At 73.9% G+C, this 16110-nt stretch carries 17 protein-coding genes; 10 read left to right on the forward strand and 7 right to left on the reverse strand.

Features of this window, described 5'->3' with window-relative positions; genetic code table 11:
* Positions 1-99: 99 nt before the first annotated feature.
* Entirely contained in the window at positions 100-519 is a 420-nt protein-coding gene (locus DB033_RS15380; RefSeq protein WP_111768353.1) for a CBS domain-containing protein, read from the forward strand.
* Between the two features lie 92 nt (positions 520-611).
* Here the strand turns inward: DB033_RS15380 and DB033_RS21830 are convergent, their stop codons facing one another.
* Positions 612-1016 carry a cold-shock protein gene (locus DB033_RS21830; RefSeq protein ID WP_111767802.1) on the reverse strand — a complete coding sequence of 135 codons (405 nt, stop codon included), beginning with the start codon at positions 1014-1016 and terminating at the stop codon, positions 612-614.
* A gap of 124 nt (positions 1017-1140) precedes the next feature.
* Here DB033_RS21830 and DB033_RS15390 point away from each other — a divergent pair, with 124 nt between their 5' ends.
* A complete protein-coding gene (locus DB033_RS15390) occupies positions 1141-1449 on the forward strand; it encodes a hypothetical protein (protein ID WP_240615927.1) in 309 nt (102 codons plus the stop codon).
* Between the two features lie 36 nt (positions 1450-1485).
* Here the strand turns inward: DB033_RS15390 and DB033_RS15395 are convergent, their stop codons facing one another.
* Entirely contained in the window at positions 1486-2106 is a 621-nt protein-coding gene (locus DB033_RS15395) for an HAD family hydrolase (RefSeq protein WP_111767804.1), read from the reverse strand.
* Between the two features lie 178 nt (positions 2107-2284).
* Here DB033_RS15395 and DB033_RS15400 point away from each other — a divergent pair, with 178 nt between their 5' ends.
* Positions 2285-5065: an ATP-binding protein gene (locus tag DB033_RS15400; RefSeq protein WP_111767805.1), complete on the forward strand. Its 2781-nt coding sequence runs from the start codon at positions 2285-2287 to the stop codon at positions 5063-5065.
* 105 nt (positions 5066-5170) lie between these two features.
* Complete coding sequence (locus DB033_RS15405) at positions 5171-5668, forward strand: hypothetical protein (RefSeq protein ID WP_111767806.1); 498 nt, start codon at positions 5171-5173, stop codon at positions 5666-5668.
* Between the two features lie 84 nt (positions 5669-5752).
* Here DB033_RS15405 and DB033_RS15410 read toward each other — a convergent pair whose 3' ends face one another.
* Both DB033_RS15410 and DB033_RS15415 read right to left on the reverse strand, forming a co-directional pair.
* Positions 5753-6529 (reverse strand): HAD-IIA family hydrolase, encoded by a 777-nt coding sequence (locus DB033_RS15410; protein ID WP_420814082.1) that lies wholly within the window; start codon positions 6527-6529, stop codon positions 5753-5755.
* Between the two features lie 103 nt (positions 6530-6632).
* A complete protein-coding gene (locus DB033_RS15415) occupies positions 6633-7841 on the reverse strand; it encodes a hypothetical protein (protein WP_111767808.1) in 1209 nt (402 codons plus the stop codon).
* 116 nt (positions 7842-7957) lie between these two features.
* Here DB033_RS15415 and DB033_RS15420 point away from each other — a divergent pair, with 116 nt between their 5' ends.
* From DB033_RS15420 to DB033_RS15435, 3 genes are all read left to right on the forward strand, one after another.
* Entirely contained in the window at positions 7958-8944 is a 987-nt protein-coding gene (locus DB033_RS15420; protein WP_111768354.1) for an LLM class F420-dependent oxidoreductase, read from the forward strand.
* 713 nt (positions 8945-9657) lie between these two features.
* Positions 9658-10056: an ArsR/SmtB family transcription factor gene (locus DB033_RS15430; RefSeq protein ID WP_240615929.1), complete on the forward strand. Its 399-nt coding sequence runs from the start codon at positions 9658-9660 to the stop codon at positions 10054-10056.
* Positions 10053-10526: an SRPBCC family protein gene (locus DB033_RS15435; protein ID WP_111767810.1), complete on the forward strand. Its 474-nt coding sequence runs from the start codon at positions 10053-10055 to the stop codon at positions 10524-10526. The genes DB033_RS15430 and DB033_RS15435 overlap by 4 nt, the downstream gene beginning before the upstream one ends.
* Here the strand turns inward: DB033_RS15435 and DB033_RS15440 are convergent.
* The 3 genes from DB033_RS15440 to DB033_RS15450 are packed head-to-tail and all read right to left on the reverse strand — an operon-like array spanning position 10481 to position 13164.
* Positions 10481-11665 carry an XdhC family protein gene (locus DB033_RS15440; protein ID WP_111767811.1) on the reverse strand — a complete coding sequence of 395 codons (1185 nt, stop codon included), beginning with the start codon at positions 11663-11665 and terminating at the stop codon, positions 10481-10483. The two genes, DB033_RS15435 and DB033_RS15440, sit on opposite strands and share 46 nt — an antisense overlap.
* The gene (locus DB033_RS15445) at positions 11658-12779 is read right to left on the reverse strand and encodes a VWA domain-containing protein (RefSeq protein WP_157970724.1); all 1122 of its coding nucleotides are present in this window, start codon (positions 12777-12779) and stop codon (positions 11658-11660) included. Before DB033_RS15445 ends, DB033_RS15440 begins: the two co-directional genes overlap by 8 nt.
* On the reverse strand, positions 12772-13164 hold the full coding sequence (locus DB033_RS15450) for a hypothetical protein (RefSeq protein WP_157970725.1): 393 nt from the start codon (positions 13162-13164) through the stop codon (positions 12772-12774). Before DB033_RS15450 ends, DB033_RS15445 begins: the two co-directional genes overlap by 8 nt.
* A 135-nt stretch (positions 13165-13299) precedes the next feature.
* Between DB033_RS15450 and moaA the strand changes: the two genes are divergently transcribed.
* The 3 genes from moaA (at position 13300) to DB033_RS21160 (ending at position 16039) form a co-directional block, all read left to right on the forward strand.
* Positions 13300-14394, forward strand: coding sequence for a GTP 3',8-cyclase MoaA (moaA, locus tag DB033_RS15455; RefSeq protein WP_111767814.1), 1095 nt, complete (start codon positions 13300-13302; stop codon positions 14392-14394).
* 4 nt (positions 14395-14398) lie between these two features.
* Entirely contained in the window at positions 14399-14671 is a 273-nt protein-coding gene (locus DB033_RS15460) for a MoaD/ThiS family protein (protein WP_111767815.1), read from the forward strand.
* Positions 14672-14932: 261 nt separating this feature from the next.
* Entirely contained in the window at positions 14933-16039 is a 1107-nt protein-coding gene (locus DB033_RS21160) for a hypothetical protein (RefSeq protein ID WP_205843933.1), read from the forward strand.
* The last annotated feature ends 71 nt before the right edge of the window (positions 16040-16110 follow it).

Raw genomic sequence — 16110 nt, forward strand, 5'->3', positions numbered from 1 at the left:
CCGCGGGCATCCTTCCCGGTGTCGGCCTTCGATCGGATCACGGGGAACGCCGGCGACGCCGGACGGTGGGACCGCCGGCGGCAGCAGAGAGGCGGCGTCATGCCACTGCGAGCACGGGACATCATGACCGGGTCACCGGAATGTGCCGGTGAGTCCGACAACCTCGTCGAGGTCGCGCGGAAGATGCGTGACCTGGACGTGGGTGCGCTTCCCATCTGCGGCGACGACGGTCGCCTCACGGGGATGATCACCGACCGCGACATCGTGGTCCGCTGCATCGCCGACGGCGGGGACCCGTCGTCGACGCCGGCCGGCAGCTTCGGGCAGGGCAAGCCGGTGACCATCGGCGCCGACGACCCGGTCGAGGAGGCGCTCGCGACCATGGCCGAGCACCAGGTCCGACGGCTACCCGTCATCGACGGGATGCGCCTGGTCGGGATCATCAGCGAGGCCGACATCGCGCAGCACGTCGACGCCGACGAGGTCGGCGAGACGGTCGGTGCGGTCACCGAGGACTGACCCACCTGGACGGCCTCCACGTCACCGCCCACGACAACGGGGCGGATCCCTCCCGGTCGGGAGGGATCCGCCCCGCGGTGGGACTCCGGAGCTCAGCTGCCCAGGTCGAGCTCCGACGCGATCGCCCGCAGCACGTCACCGGTCCGCTTGCCCAGCGCGCGGTCGGGGTAGCGACCCCGGCTCAGCTCGGGCAGGATCTTGGCGTCGATCAGCTTGATGACGTCCTCCAGCAGCCCGTGCAGCTCGTCGGGCGAACGTCGGTTGGCCGCGGCGACGTTGACCGCGACCGACGGCGGGGCCTCGACCAGCCACAGCTGCATGGCCTGGGGCCCGCGCCGGCCCTCGGCGACGCTGAACTCGACCCGCTGCCCCGACTTCAGGGTCTGGACGCCGGACGGCAACGCCGAGGCGCGGACGTGGACGTCGTCGCCGTTCTCCTGGGACACGAAGCCGAAGCCCTTGTCCGCGTCATACCACTTCACTCGACCGCTTGGCACGGTACTCACCTGTTCTCACATCGCGACGAAGCGGGCGGACCCGCCGGGGTCGGTCAACCAAACCCACGACGTTCCAGAGTAACCGTCCGCGAAAACCCGGCCACACCGATTAGGGTGGGCGGTCGTGAATGCAGCCGACCCGTCCGATGCGGCCACCCCGGATCCCGGCACGGGTCCGAGCAGAGCGTCGCGTCGCCGCGCCGCGCCGTGGGCGAAGGTCGGGATGGTGCTGTTCGCGATCGGTCTGCTGGCGATCGTGGCCGACCTCGTGCTGTTCGCCTCCGGCTCCCGCAACCTGCCGGTCTGGCTCAACGTGACCTGCATGCTGGCCCCGGTGGGACTCGGCGTCGGCCTGGTGGGGGTGCTCCGGGAGGCCCGCGCCGACGGCCGCGCCCGCGCGACCCGGGTCAGCCGGGACACTCCCACCGTCTGACGTCGCCGCCCGGCGGCGCGGGCCGCCGACCGCGGATCAGTGGACGGTGGCCATCAGGTAGGAGTCCAGCCACGCCGGGAACTCGGTGAGGTCGCGCAGCACCACGTCGGCGCCGGCCTCGGCGAGCGCCTCCAGCGGAATGGGGCCGGTCGCCACCGCCACCGCCATCGCGTCCGCCTCCCGCGCGGCCACCACGTCGCCGGTGTGGTCGCCGACGTAGACCTCCGCCCGGTGTTCGCGCAGCGCCACGGCCTTGCCGCCCGCCCACAGCTGTCCGACGACGGCGCTGACGTCGGCGCGCAGCGCCTGCAGGTGGGCGACCGCGTTCGGGCCGTACTTCCCGGTGACCACGACGACGTCGCCGCCGCGTTCGGCGACCGATTGCAGGGCCTCCATCGCCCCGGGCAGCGCCACCGTGACCGGGATGACGGTCTCCTGGTAGAGCTCGCGGAACCGGGCCACCAGGGCCGCGGTGGTCCGCATGTCCAGGCCGTAGCGCGCGAACTCCTGCTCCAGGGGCGGGCCCAGCCGGTTGCCGAAGGCCACACCGTCCAGCGGCACACCCGACTCCGCCGCCAGGATGTCGAACAGCGTGACCAGACCCGCACGCGGGTCGATCAGCGTCATGTCGAGGTCGAAGCCGACGGTGAAACTCACCGCGCGACGATAACCCGGCCGACCGGGAGGACCCGCCAGAAAGCGGGGTCGAGGCCGTACGGTGATCGATTCGTGACTGGGCCGCCCCGGACCTGCACACGACCGTGGCCGGCAGTCACCCGTTCCAGGCGCTTCCCCCCTGGCGGGGCCTTCGGACGGGTTTGTTTACGCTGTTCGGGTGGCTGCCTTCCTCCTCTCCCGCACCGACGAGACGGCGGAGTTGGACGCGGCCCTGTCGGACGCCACCCGCGGCGAGGGACGGGTCGTCGTCCTGCAGGGCCCGGCCGGTATCGGCAAGACCGCGTTGCTGGACTACGTGCGCGACGAGGCGGGCACCCGCGGGGTCCGGGTGCTCACCGCGCGCGCCTCCGCGCTGGACCGGGCCTTCGCGCACGGCGTCGTGCACCAGCTGTTCGAGCCCGCGCTCGCCGGCGTCGACCGGCCGCGCCGGGACGCGCTGCTCAGCGGCGCCGCCGGTCGGGCGGCCACCCTGTTCGCCGGCGGGGACGCGGCCGACGAGCCGGCCTACGCCATCCAGCACGGTCTGTACTGGCTGACCGTCAACCTGACCGGCGACCGCCCGCTGTTGATGCTGGTCGACGACCTGCAGTGGGCGGACCTGCCCAGCCTGCGGTTCCTGGAGTACCTCGGCCGCCGGCTCGACGGGCTGCCGGTGACCCTGGTGGCGACGGTGCGCACCGCCGAGCCCGACGCGCCCGCGGAACTGCTCACCGAGATCGCCCACGGCCCGTCGGCCCGGACGTTGAGCCCCGCCCCGCTGGAGATCGACGCCGTCGGCGAGGTGGTCGGCGGGGCCATCGGCACCACCCCGGAGCCGGGGTTCGTCCGCGCCGCCTGGGAGGCGACCGGCGGCAGCCCGCTGCTGGTGTCGCTGCTGGCCCGGGAGGCCGCGTCACTGCGGCTGGCGGGTACCGACGACGAGGGCGCGCGGCTCACCGGCCTGGGTGCGCCCGGTGTGGCGCCGGCGGTGCGGCGGCGGTTGCAGCCGCTGGGCGCCGAGGCCGAGGCGGTCGCCCGGGCCGTGGCCGTGGCCGGCCCCCGGGGCACCGTCGACGACATCGCCGCGCTGACCGGTCTGACCACCGGGACCGTCGCCGCGGCGGTGGAACGGCTGGGGGCGGCGGCCGTGCTGCGCCCCGGCAGCCGCAGTTTCGTGCACCCGCTGGTCGAGGCGGCCGTGCTCGAGGCCTGCCCGCCGGGTGTGCGATCGCGGCTGCACCGGGCCGCGGCGGACCGACTGCGCGCGCAGGGAGCCCGGCCGGCCGAGGTCGCGCTGCACTGGACGGCCATCGACCCGGCGGGCGATCCGCAGGCCGTCACGGACCTGCTGGCCGCCGCCGCCGCAGCCGTCGCCGACGACGCCCCCGAGACCGCCGTCGCCCATCTGCGCCGCGCCCTGGCCGAACCGCCGTCCGCGGAGCGACGCGGCCGGGTGCTGCTCGAGCTGGGTGAGCTGGAGGTCCGCGGGCAGCTGCCCGGAGGTGCCGCCCGGCTACGGGAGGCCCTGACGCTGCTGCCCCCCGGGAACGACGCCGCCCGCGCCCGGGCGGCACTGGGCAACGAGCTGGTGCACAACGACCCGGTGGCCGCGCTGGCCCAGGTCCGGCTGGGTCTGGAGCAGGCCACCGACCCGGTGCTCGCGCTGCGGCTCGAGGCGTTCACGCTGGAGGCGCTGATCTTCCCGGACGCGTTCGCCGCCGAGCGCGAGGCGGCCTTCGCCGCCGGGCGCGCCGACCCCGACCCGTCGCCGGTGATGCTGGTCAACCTGGCCCTGGCCGCCGCGGGTGCCGGCCGGCCGCGGGCGGAGGTGCGCGACCTCGCCGAGCGGGCACTGGCCGGGAACCGGTTGCTGGACGCCATCGGGCCGGGCAACTCCACCTGGAACCTGCTCACCCATGCCCTGCGCTTCGCCGAGGCACCCGAGCGCACCCGGCAGGTCCTGCAGGACGGCGAGGCCCACATCGCCCGGCACGGCCTGTCCGCGTCGCGCTTCTTCGTGGACCAGTCGTTCGGCTACTGGCACCGCGACTTCGGCTCGGTCGCCACCGGCGCGGCGCGCGGCCAGCTGTGCCTGGAGCAGTGCCGTGAGCTGGGCTACCTCCTCACCATCCCGGTGGTGGCGGCGATCGTGTCGGAGAACCTGGTGCACCTGGACCGGGTGGCCGAGGCGGAGGCCCATCTGGACCTCGGGCCCGCGGCCGAGACGTTCATGGAGCCCTTCATCCTCACCGTCCGCGGGTACAGCCGTTACCTGCTCGGCCGGGTCGCCGACGCCGAGGCCGATCTGCGTCGGTCGGTGGCCTTCGACGACCGGCGGGGATGGGTGGCACCGCACTTCACGCGCTCGGCGCTGCGGCTGGCCGAGTTGCTCGCCGCGACCGGACGCCGCGAAGAGGCGCTCGAGCTCGCCGACCGGGCCGTCGCCGTCGCCGACGCGGCCGGACTCGAGGGGCCGCTCGGGATGGCCTTGCGGGCCCGGGCGATGGCGCAGCCGCCGGACCGGGCGGTGCCCACTCTGCGGGCCGCCGTCGACGTCCTCGGCCGGTCGCCCTACCGGCTCGACCACGGGTGGGCGCTGCACGACCTCGGGGCGCTGCTGCTGCGGACCGACCGGGCCGCCGCGCGGGAGCCGTTGCGGCTCGCGCTGGACGCCGCCGCCCGCACCGAGTCGACCCGGCTCGCCCGGCACAGCCGGACGGCTTTGGAGGCCGCGGGGGTCCGGCCACGACGCAGCCACGTCAGCGGCACGCTGGCCCTCACCGCCGCCGAGCGCCGGGTCGCCGACCTGGCGGTGGAGGGCCTGACCAACCGCCAGATCGCCGAGACCCTGTGGGTGACGCTGAAGACCGTGGAGATCCACCTGTCCCGGACCTACGGCAAGCTCGGCATCGGCTCCCGACGGGAACTGCCCACGGCGATGGGCGCCGCCCTGCGCTGACCGGTCGCCCCGCCCCCGTAGGGGTGCCGTGCCGGGAAACGTTGGGGTAGGGGTCGGGGCGCGGACCCCGATCCGCTCCGGCCGCCGGACGGCGACGGTGGAACCATGACCACCGCAGCTCCGATCTGGACGGATCCGGCCCACCCCGCCGCCTGTGTCCTGTCGTTCCCGACCGCCCCCGCTCCGACCCGGCCCGCCGGCACCACGACGGCCACCGCGACCCGGGTGCGCAACCTGCTGTCGCTCCTGGCCCATGTCGTCGCCGTAATCGCGGCAGCCGTGCTGCTGCTGCTCGCGGACAACCCACTGGACGCCGTCAGCGTCCACGTCGACGGCACCCCGCAGCCGGCCGCCGTGACCACCGTCGACCCGGCCCCCGCCGCCGACCCGGCCCCCGCCGCTGACCCGATTCCCGGCGCCCACCCGGCCGCCGTCGTGCCGGCGCGTCCGGGCGCCGTGGGTGCGGTCACCGCCGGCGCACGATCGGCCTCGGAGGTGACCCGGATCGGCCTGCGGGTGAGCGCGGTGCGGGCGGCGCGCAGCGCCGGTGGCGACCTCACCGCGGCGATCCGCGTCGCTCCGTTGCACCGGGCGTCCCGGTGACCGCCGCCGCCGGTCGACGGTCGACCACGGCCGGGTCGCCCGTGGGCACGCGCGACGCCGTCACGGTGCGCGTGCGTCGCCGCGTCAGGCGACGGTGCGGGCCCCGAACGGATCGCCGGTCCGGCCGATGAGATCGGCGACGGAGTCCAGCACCAGCCGCGGCCGGTACGGGTACAGCCCGATGCTCGTCGGGGTGGAGATGCCGGTGAGCACCAGGATGGTCTGCAGCCCGGCCTCCATGCCCGCGACGATGTCGGTGTCCATCCGGTCACCGATCATCACCGTGTTCTCCGAGTGCGCGCCGATGGCCCGCAGCGCCGACCGCATCATCAGCGGGTTGGGTTTGCCCACGAAATAGGGCCGCCGTTGGGTGGCGGTCTCGATGAGCGCGGCGATCGAGCCGACCGACGGCAGCACGCCGTACGGGCTCGGGCCGGTGGCGTCGGGGTGGGTGGCGACGAACCGCGCCCCGCCGAGGATCAGCCGGATCGCCGTGGTGATCTGCTCGAAGGAGTAGTTGCGGGTCTCCCCGAGCACCACGTAGTCGGGGTCGCGCTCGGTGAGGATGTAGCCGACCTCGTGCAGTGCGGTGGTCAGCCCCGACTCGCCGATGACGTACGCGGTGCCGTCCGGGCGCTGGGTGTGCAGGAACTGCGCGGTGGCCAGGGCCGACGTCCAGATGCGGTCCTCGGGGACGTCCAGGCCACCGGCCAGCAGCCGGGCCCGCAGGTCCCGCCGGGTGTAGAGCGGATTGTTGGTGACGACCACGAAGTTGATGCCGTTGGCGGTGAGCTCGGCGATGAACTCCCCGGCTCCCGGGATGGCGTGCTCCTCCCGGACCAGGACGCCGTCCATGTCCATCAGGTAGGACCACGGGGCGAGGGTGTCGGTGGGGCGGGTCGTCGATGCGTCGGTCACACCTCCCATGATCGCCCATCGAAGCCGGCGGACCGGGCGATCGTGGTCAGACCCACGCCGCCAGCGCCGCGTCGACCGGGCCGGACAGCCGTGGCACCAGGCCCGCCCAGCTCCAGCCGGTGGTGGTCGGGGCCGCGACCGGGACGGCGACCTCGTAGGACTGACAGCCCAGCGGGGTGTCCGGGGAGTCCCCGCCGTCGATGCCGGTCGCGCACACCGAGTACTGCCCGGGGGCGCTGACCGGAACGGCGACGCTGAAGCCGTGACCGCCCGGGGCGCCGGTGGTGAAGGCGACGTCCGGCCGGTCGACGGCCGCGGTCGTGCGGGTGGTGGTAGCGGTGCCGTCGGGTGCCGTGGTGGTCACGTCGACGGCGATCCGGGCGGCCGCGTCGGTCGGGTCGAACGACCAGCCGGTGGCGGTCGCCGTGGCGGTGGCCGCGTCCACCGCCACGGCCTCCAGCCGTCCCACGGGAGCGAGCGAGGCCCGCTGGGCGTCCTGGATGAGCCGCGCGGACGCCGTCGCGGTGTCGTGCATCGTGTAGTAGGTGCCCGAGCCGCCGGTCTGCAGCACCGCGGCGAACCAGCGGTCGGTGAAGCCCACGGAGTGCACGGCGTTGCGCTGGGCGGTCCAGTTCTCGCTTCCCCAGCCCTGTTTCGAGCCGTGGTCGCCGTCGAGGGCGTTGAACCCCCAGAACTGGTCGAAACCGTCGTGGCCGTTCGGCGCGGTCCGGGCCATCACCGTCATCAGCCACGGGCCGACCTGCGGGTCGCTGCTCATCCGGTACAGGAACAGGGCGGTGTCGTGGGCGGTGATCCGCGCCGCACCCCACTCACCGGGGTTGTCGGCGTTGGCGGTCTCGGTGAGCCCGTACCGCTGCGCCTGCGACGGGATGGCGTCCTCGGTGAACAGCGCCGAGGCGATGTCGTCGTCGGAGTACTCGATCATCTCCTCCAGCGAGGCGCGCCGGCTCTCCGACAGCAGGTCCGCACCGCCCGCCTCGGTGGCGTAGTAGGAGGCCAGGAACAGCTTCATCACCGACTCGGAGGCGACCTGGACGTGGGCGTTCCCGGTCTCGCCGGCCACCTCACCGGTGGCCCGGTCGACCACGGTGAGGTAGCTCGTGACGCCGTACTGATCGGCCTGCGCCACGGCCGCGGCGATGGCGTCGTCGACGGGGGCGGCCGAGGCGGTCCCCGTCGACACGGTCAGACCCGTCAGGATCGCCGCCGTCAGCATCAGGGCCCGCCACCGCATGTGCACTCCGCTCCCGGACCGCCGCGTCGACGGACCTCCCTCCATGGTCCCCGTTCGTCCTGAGGAGCAGCCCTGTCACCGCTGTGAGGGAAGGCACTACGGTGGCAGCCGTGACGATGCGATTCGGTGTGTTCATCCCGCAGGGCTGGCGTCTGGACCTGGTCGGCATCGACCCGGCCGAGCAGTGGGCCACCATGCGACGGCTGGCGCAGCACGCCGACGCCGGTCCCTGGGAGTCGTTGTGGGTCTACGACCACTTTCACACGGTGCCCGAGCCCACCGAGGAGGCCACCCACGAGGCCTGGACGCTGATGGCCGCCTTCGGCGCGGTCACCGACCGCATCCGCCTCGGTCAGATGTGCACCTGCATGGCCTACCGCAACCCGATGTACCTGGCCAAGGTCGCCGCCACCTGCGACCTCGTCTCGGGCGGCCGGGTCGAGATGGGCATCGGCGGCGGCTGGTACGAGCACGAGTGGCGGGCGTACGGCTACGGCTTCCCGTCCGCCGGCGAACGGCTGCGCCGGCTGGACGAGGGTGTGCAGATCATGCGGCAGGCCTGGACCACCGGACGGGCCAGCCTGGACGGCCGGCACTACCAGGTCGACGACGCCCGTTGCTACCCACTCCCGTTGCAGGAGAACGGCATCCCGTTGTGGATCGCCGGCGGCGGCGAGAAGGTGACGCTGAAGATCTCGGCGAAGTACGCGCAGTACACCAACTTCGACGGCACGCTCGACACCTTCACCGCCAAGTCGGACATCCTCCGGTCCCACTGTGCCGACGCGGGCACCGATTTCGACGCGATCACCCGCTCGGCCAACTACAACGTCGTCATCGGCCGCACCGAGGCCGAGGTGGAGGACCGCCTGACCCAGCTGGCCGAGCGGCTCGCCGGCACGCTGTCGCCCGCGAAGGTGCAGGAGACGGTCGACGGCTTCCGGGGCATGCCCGCGGTGGGCACCCCGGAACAGATCGTGGAGAACCTCCGCACCCTCGAGAAGGCCGGGATGACGTACGCCATCACCTATTTCGCCGAGGCGGCCTACGACACGTCCGGTATGGATCTGTTCGCCGCCGAGGTCGTCCCGGCCCTGGGCTGAGGCCGGTGCGGCGCCGGACGTGACGTCCTCGCGCCGCCACGGAGTCAGCCGGCGGCGTTTCCGGTGCGGACCTCGCCGGTGTCGCCGGCAGCCCGGCCGGCGTGCGGAACGACCGGTTCCGCCCCACGGCACCCGTGCCGCGGCATGGGAACGTCCCTGGCGGAGTTCCGGCCGGGTGCCCTCTCCCTCGGCACCCACCCGATCGTCAGGCCCGGCGGGGTGTCGCCCGACATCGGGGAGGTCCCGGGTGAGCTCGCAGCCGACGGCCGACTCTCCACCACCTCGGACGACGGCGGGTTCACGCCCGGGGCGACCACTGCGGGTCCGGACGACCGACCATCGACAGCCCGAGGTACCCGCCCGCACGCAGGTGCGCTGCCTGCGCCGCCTGCGCCGGGTACGCCGGGTACGCCGGGTACGCCGGGTACGCCGGGTACGCCGACCGTCCCCTCGCCGTCCCTCACCGGTCGAAGATCTGCCGCCGGATGCGGTCGGCCGGGGCGGCGCACCGGGGCGGACCCCGTCGTCGGCCGTCGATCGTCCCCCGCGTGCCGCGATCGACCGGCTCGTCGACCACGGGCACTGCGACCCGGTCAGGTCGAGATCGGGACGCCCTTGACGGCCGGCCCGTCGAGGAGGCATCCTTAATCAAGCATTAGCTTGATAAAGCAGTTGGTTGTCGAGCAGCCGATCAGCGAGCGGCCACCCAGGAGGTGCCCATCGACGATTCCCCCACCCCGGCCGACGAGACCGCGCTGAACCGGGCGTTCCTGGCCCTGGCCGATCCGGTGCGCCGGGCGATCATCGCCCGGTTGTCCCTGGGCCCGGCCACCGTCACCGAGCTCGCCGAACCGTTCCCCATCAGCACCCAGGCCGTCTCGCAGCACATCCAGGTGCTGGAGGGAGCGGGCCTGGTCACCCGGACCCGGGACGCGCAGCGCCGCCCGGTGCACCTGGACCCGGCGGCCCTGGAACGCCTCACCGCCTGGATCGACCGCTACCGGCTGGTCACCGAGGACCGCTTCCGGCGCCTCGACGCCCTGCTCGGCGGCACCACCGCGACACCCACCCCGGCACCATCCCCCACCGACTCCGAGGAGGAGCCATCATGAGCACCACCATCACCGCCGCGCCCGGCACCCCGTACATCGACATCGTCCGGGAGTTCGACGCCCCGGCCGCCGCCGTCTTCCGCGCGCACACCGATCCGGACCTGTACCGCCAGTGGGTCGGACCGCGAGGCCTCGAGATGGAGGTCCTGGAGTTCGAGGCGATCACCGGCGGGCGCTGGCAGTACGTGCACCGCAACGCCGACGGGGCCTACGGATTCCGCGGCGTCTTCCACACCGTGCGCTCCGACGAGTTGATCGTGCAGACCTTCGAGTTCGACGGTGCTCCCGACAACGTGGTGATCAGCACCGCCGCCTTCAGCGAGCACGACGGCCGGACCCGGCTCACCGTGCACGAGGTCTACCCGACGGTGGAAGCCCGCGACATGGCGGTGGCCTCCGGCATGGAGTACGGGATCGTCGAGGGTTACGAGCGGCTCGACGAGCTGTTGGGCGCCGACGCGTCGGTCTGAGCCGGCAACCCCAGCCGGGCGTGGTGGATCGGCCCGGTCAGCTCCGACAGGGGGCGACCGCGGCCGTGCCACTGCCGGGCGATGATCTCCGCGGCCACCGAGATCGCGGTTTCCGCCGGGGTTCTCGCCCCGAGGTCCAAACCGATCGGGGACGACAGCCGGGCGAGCTCGGCCGCGGTGACCCCCGCGGCGCGGAGCTTGTCGAGCCGGTCCAGGTGCGTCTGGCGGGAACCCATCGCCCCGACGTAGCCGATCGGCAGTCGCAGAGCCACCTCCAGCAGCGGGACGTCGAACTTCGGGTCGTGGGTGAGCACGCACACCACCGTCCGCTCGTCCAGCGCGCCGGCGGCGGCCTGACCGGCCAGATAGCGGTGCGGCCAGTCGACGACGACCTCGTCCACCCCGGGGAAGCGCCGGGCGGTGGCGAACACCGGGCGGGCGTCGCACACGGTCACCCGGTACCCGAGGAACCGGCCGACCTCGGCGACGGCAGCGGCGAAGTCGATGGCCCCGAACACGATCATCCGGGGCGGCGGGGCGAAGGAGTCGACGACCACCTCGAGCCCATCACCACGGCGTTCACCGTCGGGGCCGTACCGCAGCACGTCCGAGCGGCCGGCGGTCAGCAACCCCAGCGCGTCGTCGGTGACGGCGTCGTCGAGCCGCGCGGACCCGAGTCCACCCGCCCGCCGACGGGCCTCGCCTGGCGTCTCACCGAACACCAGCAGATGCCGGCCGGCCCGGTCGCCACCGATCACGGTGGCCAGCGCCACCGGCTCCCCGGCCTCGACCGCGGCGACCAGCATCCCGAGCTCGGGGAACGACGTCCGGTCCACCGGCTCCACGAACACGTCCACGACGCCCCCGCAGGTGATCCCCACGCTCGCGGCCAGCTCGTCGGAGATGCCGTACCGCTGCAGCTCCGGCGGGGCGCCGTCCCGGACGGCGGTGGCGAGCTCGTAGACCGCACCCTCCACGCACCCGCCGGACACCGACCCGACGGCCGCGCCGTCCGGGCCGACCAGCATGGTCGCCCCGGGCGGCCGTGGTGCGGACGCGTAGGTGCGCACCACGGTGGCCATCCCGGCCCGGTCCCCCTGCGCCCACCAGCGGTGCAGCTCGGGCATCGCCTCACGCATCGCGCGGAACGTCCATCAGCTCCCCGAGCGCGGTCAGCGCCTGTCCGGCGAACAACTGGTCGCAGAACGGCCGGACGGCGAGCAGGCCGCGCGACGCGGGCGCCCGGCCGTCCACGGCGGGATGCGGGTTGATCCACAGGAACGACCGGCTGGTACGGCTGAGGCGGCGGGCCTGTTCGATGAGCAGCTGCGAGCTACCGCGGTCACAGCCGTCGGAGACCACGACCACCACGGCGCCGCGGGTCAGCCGGCGGCGCGCCTGGTCGTCCAGGAACGCCCACAGGGCCTGTCCCAGCGGGGCGCTGCCGGTCCAGCCGGGGACCAGCTCGGCCGCCACGGCCAGCGCGTCGTCCGGGTCGGGGGTGTCCAGGGCGGCCGACAGACTCAGGGTCGGATGACCGATGGTGTGCACCTCGCAACCGGCGCCCAGCGCACGGCGGGCGGTGTGGGCGAAACGGAGCACCGGCTCCGCGTGCTCGGCCATCGTGTCGGAGACGTCGACCAGCACGATCAGCGTGCGCGGCCGGGTACCCAGCCGCAGCCCCAGCCCGTCCTGCCCGGCACTGCGCAGTACCGCCTTGAGCGAGCGCCCGGCGTCCGCCGCGGTCCGCCGGCGACTGGTCGGCGCCGGATCGAGCAGCCGCACGAGGGCGGTCAGCTCGGCCAGCTCGTCCTCGGGCAGCTGGCCCACGGCGTCGTGCGGGATCAGCTCGGGTTCGCCGGCCCGCCCGTCGAGCAGGCCGTCGAGATCGTGGTCCAGGTGCGCCGGCGGCCGGTGGTGGGCGTCGCCGGGCGCGATGTCGTCCGCGGTCACCAGCCGGACCACGGAGCGGCGGCCGACCGGCTTGACCGGACGCAGCGGCACCTCACGGCGGAAGAACCAGTTGAACGTCTCGTCGAAGATGTCGAAGTCGGCGGGACCCTCGCAGAGCGTCTTGCGCCCCGCCCAGTACAGCTGGACGTGGTCGTGGGAATCGAGCCCGGCCACCGTCCGCAGGAACGCCATCGAACCGTCGATGGTGACGGCCACGCCGGCCAACCGCAGGGCGAAGGTGAAGTCGGTCAGTTCGGCGACGAGCTCGGGTCCGACGGCGTCGTAGGTCGGGTCAGCCATCGGTGAGGAACTCCCGGAGCGGGATGCGCGGTGCGATCGACTCCCGGGCCTGGCGCCGCGGACGGTCGACACCCGGCCGGTCGGGGGCATGCACGTCGTCCGGGCGGACGCCGATCCGGCCGTCGCGGGGGTGGGCGGGGACGGAGGGCCGCCCGGGTTCGCCGGCGGTCGACGCCGGCGGCGCACCCCGGCCGCGACGGCCGGTGAGCGCGAGCCGCCCGTCGCCGTGGTGATCCGCCATCGCGTACCCGAACCCCTTGTCCCGCACGGTCAGCCGGAGGTGTGTGCCCCGGGGCTGCACCCTGGTGCCGGGCAGCGCGGCCATGGCCCGGTCCACCCGGTCGAAGCTGCGCCCGCGGTCCTGGTCGGTCCACACCACTGCCACGCTAGCGCGCTTTGCGGCGGGGTGCGGCGCGGACCCGTCGCACGCGGCGCCCACCGCGCCCGGTCCGGAGGCGCGGTCGGCCCGCAGTCGGCAGTCACGACTCCGCCGCGGTACACCGCCGTTACGCTGAGTCGTATGACGTCCGTGCCGCTGGGCCTGCCGCGCCTGGGACCGGCGCGTCCCGGGCCGGCCGGCGGTGACGCCGCCGGCACCGCCGACCGCCCGGCCCTGCCCGGCCTGATCGACCGGTTCGGCCGCGCCGCCACGGATCTGCGGGTGTCCCTGACCGACCGCTGCAACCTGCGCTGCACCTACTGCATGCCCGCGGAGGGCCTGGACTGGATGCCGTCGGACGAGCTGCTCACCGACGACGAGCTGCTGCGGCTCATCCGCATCGGGACCGAGGACCTGGGCATCGACGAGGTGCGCTTCACCGGCGGCGAGCCCCTGCTGCGCCGCGGCATCGTCGACCTGATCGGCCGGGTGGCCGCCCTCCCCCGCCGCCCACGTCAGTCGCTGACCACCAACGCCCTCGGGCTGGTCCGCAAGGCGCCGGCGCTCGCCGCCGCCGGGCTGGACCGCATCAACGTCTCGCTGGACACCATGGACCCCGCGGTGTTCGCGCGGCTCACCCGCCGTGACCGCTTCGGCGACGTCATCGACGGACTGGCCGCCGCCGCGGCCGCCGGGCTCACCCCGGTCAAGATCAACACCGTGCTGATGCGCGGCGTCAACGACCACGAGGCCCCCGAGCTGGTGGCGTTCGCCCTGCGGCACGGGTACCAGCTGCGGTTCATCGAGCAGATGCCGCTGGACGCCCAGCACGGCTGGGACCGCACCACGATGGTGACCGCGGCGGAGATCCTGGAGCGACTGTCGGCGGTGTTCACACTGAGCCCGCACGCGGCACCGCGCGACGGCGCCCCCGCCGAACTGTTCGACGTCCTCGCCGCGGACGGCACCACCGGTCAGGTCGGGGTGATCGCCTCGGTGACGCGGCCGTTCTGCGGCGACTGCGACCGCACCCGGCTGACCGCCGACGGGCAGATCCGCAACTGCCTGTTCTCCGCCACCGAGACCGACCTGCGGGCGCTGTTGCGCGGCGGGGCCGACGACGCCGCGATCGCCGACGTGTGGCGCGGCGGGATGTGGGTGAAGCTCCCGGGACACGGCATCAACGACCCGTCCTTCCTGCAACCGGACCGGCCGATGTCGGCGATCGGAGGATGACCGGATGACCGGATCCGACGACACGGTCACGCTGACCGTGCGCTACTTCGCTGCGGCGGCCGCCGCCGCCGGGGTCGAGGAGGAGCGCGTGGACGCGGCCGCGCCGGCCACCGTGCGCAGCGTCCTGGACAGCTGCGTGCGCCGGTTCGGGCCGGAGTTCGCGACCGTGCTCCAGCGGTGCAGCTACCTGCTCGACGAGATCGCCGTGCACGAGCTGGACGCCCCGCTGCGGTCGGGTGCCCGGCTGGACGTGTTGCCGCCGTTCGCCGGCGGCTGATCCGCGGGGTCCGTCCGGACCCCGGAGGTATCAGCGGGCCGTCCCGTGCCTCTGTCTGGTGCCGGTGGGCGACGGTCCCGACCCGTCGTCCACCGGCACCGGCACGCCCGCCGCGATTCCGTCGGGTCACCGCGCCCGCAGCCTCCTCGCTTCGGGCCGGGCGGGGGCTTACCCTCACCTCGCACCGTTGTCAATGGCGCACCCCGCACGGACCACGGATCACACCGCACGACCACCCGCTCGCCCGTCTTGGAGGATGCAGTGACCCAGCCCCCGCCGGAAGAACAGCACCCGTCCGCGGGTCGGCCATCGGAGCACGAGGCGGCCGGATCGACCCCGGTCGGTCAGTCGCCGACCGGTGACCCCACGCCGACCGGCTTCCCGCCGCCCGCTCCGGGCGGGTACGGACCGCCCCCGCAGGGCTACGGACCGCCGCCGCAGGGTTACGGCACCGATCCGCAGCAGTACACCCAGCCCGGTTACGGCCAGGGTGCGCCGAGCCCCGGGTTCCCGCCGCCGGCACCGCAGTACGGCCAGCAGCCGGGTCAGGGTGCTCCCCAGCAGGGGTACGGGTCCGCGCAGCAACCGCAACAGCACTACGGCCAGCCCCCGCAGCAGGGCTACGGCGCCCAGCAGCAGGCGTACGGCCAGCCGCAGCAGGGCTACGGCCAACCGCAGCAGGGCCCCGGCCAACCGCAGCAGGGGTACGGGTCTGCGCAGCAACCGCAGCAGGGCTATGGCCAGCCGCCCCAGCAGGGCTACGGCGCCCCGCAACCGGGCTACGGACAGCCGCAACAGGGGTACGGGCCGCCGGCGACCGGCGGCTACGGCGGCGCCCAGCAGTCGGGCGGCTTCGGCTCGTCGGGCAACACCCCGAGCCTGCCGCCGATCGACGTCTCCAAGGTCCGCACCGGCGACTGGGTCGTCCTGGGCCTGGGCCTGCTGTTGCTGATCTTCAGCTTCTTCGGCTGGTACTCCTTCTCCTTCGACTTCGGGGCGCTCTCCCAGGACGACAGCATCGGCGGGTGGAACCGGTTCTGGTGGATCGCGCCGCTGCTGATCCTGGTGATCACCGCGATCCGGGCGACCCAGCTGCTCACCGGGCTGCTGACCAGGGAGGTCAAGCCGCTGTGGCTGCTGTACGCCGCGATCGTGGCGGTGGTCGTCTACCTGATCTCGCTGATCGACATCTTCACCTACAGCAACTTCGACGGCGCCGACGAGATCGGCGGGTCGTTCAGCGCCGGCCCGGGCTTCGGCATCTGGGCGTCGCTGATCCTGAGCCTGGCGTTCGTGTACTTCCTGGCCCTGTCGCTGCAGTCCCGCGGCGAGAAGCTGCCGGTGGCGGTCCCCGGGCCGAAGCTGTAGTCCCCGCCCGTCCCCGACGGCCGCCGTCCCGCACCCCGGGGCGGCGGCCGTCGTCGTCGCCGGGAGGTGTC

The sequence above is a fragment of the Nakamurella deserti genome (assembly GCF_003260015.1).
Taxonomy (GTDB): domain Bacteria; phylum Actinomycetota; class Actinomycetes; order Mycobacteriales; family Nakamurellaceae; genus Nakamurella; species Nakamurella deserti.

Coding starts and splice junctions, on each gene's coding strand:
- DB033_RS15380 (WP_111768353.1), top strand. CDS start 100: ATGCCACTGCGAGCACGGGACATCATGACCGGGTCACCGGAATGTGCC.
- DB033_RS15405 (WP_111767806.1), top strand. CDS start 5,171: ATGACCACCGCAGCTCCGATCTGGACGGATCCGGCCCACCCCGCCGCC.
- DB033_RS15410 (WP_420814082.1), bottom strand. CDS start 6,529: ATGGACATGGACGGCGTCCTGGTCCGGGAGGAGCACGCCATCCCGGGA.
- DB033_RS15415 (WP_111767808.1), bottom strand. CDS start 7,841: ATGCGGTGGCGGGCCCTGATGCTGACGGCGGCGATCCTGACGGGTCTG.
- DB033_RS15420 (WP_111768354.1), top strand. CDS start 7,958: ATGCGATTCGGTGTGTTCATCCCGCAGGGCTGGCGTCTGGACCTGGTC.
- DB033_RS15435 (WP_111767810.1), top strand. CDS start 10,053: ATGAGCACCACCATCACCGCCGCGCCCGGCACCCCGTACATCGACATC.
- DB033_RS15440 (WP_111767811.1), bottom strand. CDS start 11,665: ATGCGTGAGGCGATGCCCGAGCTGCACCGCTGGTGGGCGCAGGGGGAC.
- DB033_RS15445 (WP_157970724.1), bottom strand. CDS start 12,779: ATGGCTGACCCGACCTACGACGCCGTCGGACCCGAGCTCGTCGCCGAA.
- moaA (WP_111767814.1), top strand. CDS start 13,300: ATGACGTCCGTGCCGCTGGGCCTGCCGCGCCTGGGACCGGCGCGTCCC.
- DB033_RS15460 (WP_111767815.1), top strand. CDS start 14,399: ATGACCGGATCCGACGACACGGTCACGCTGACCGTGCGCTACTTCGCT.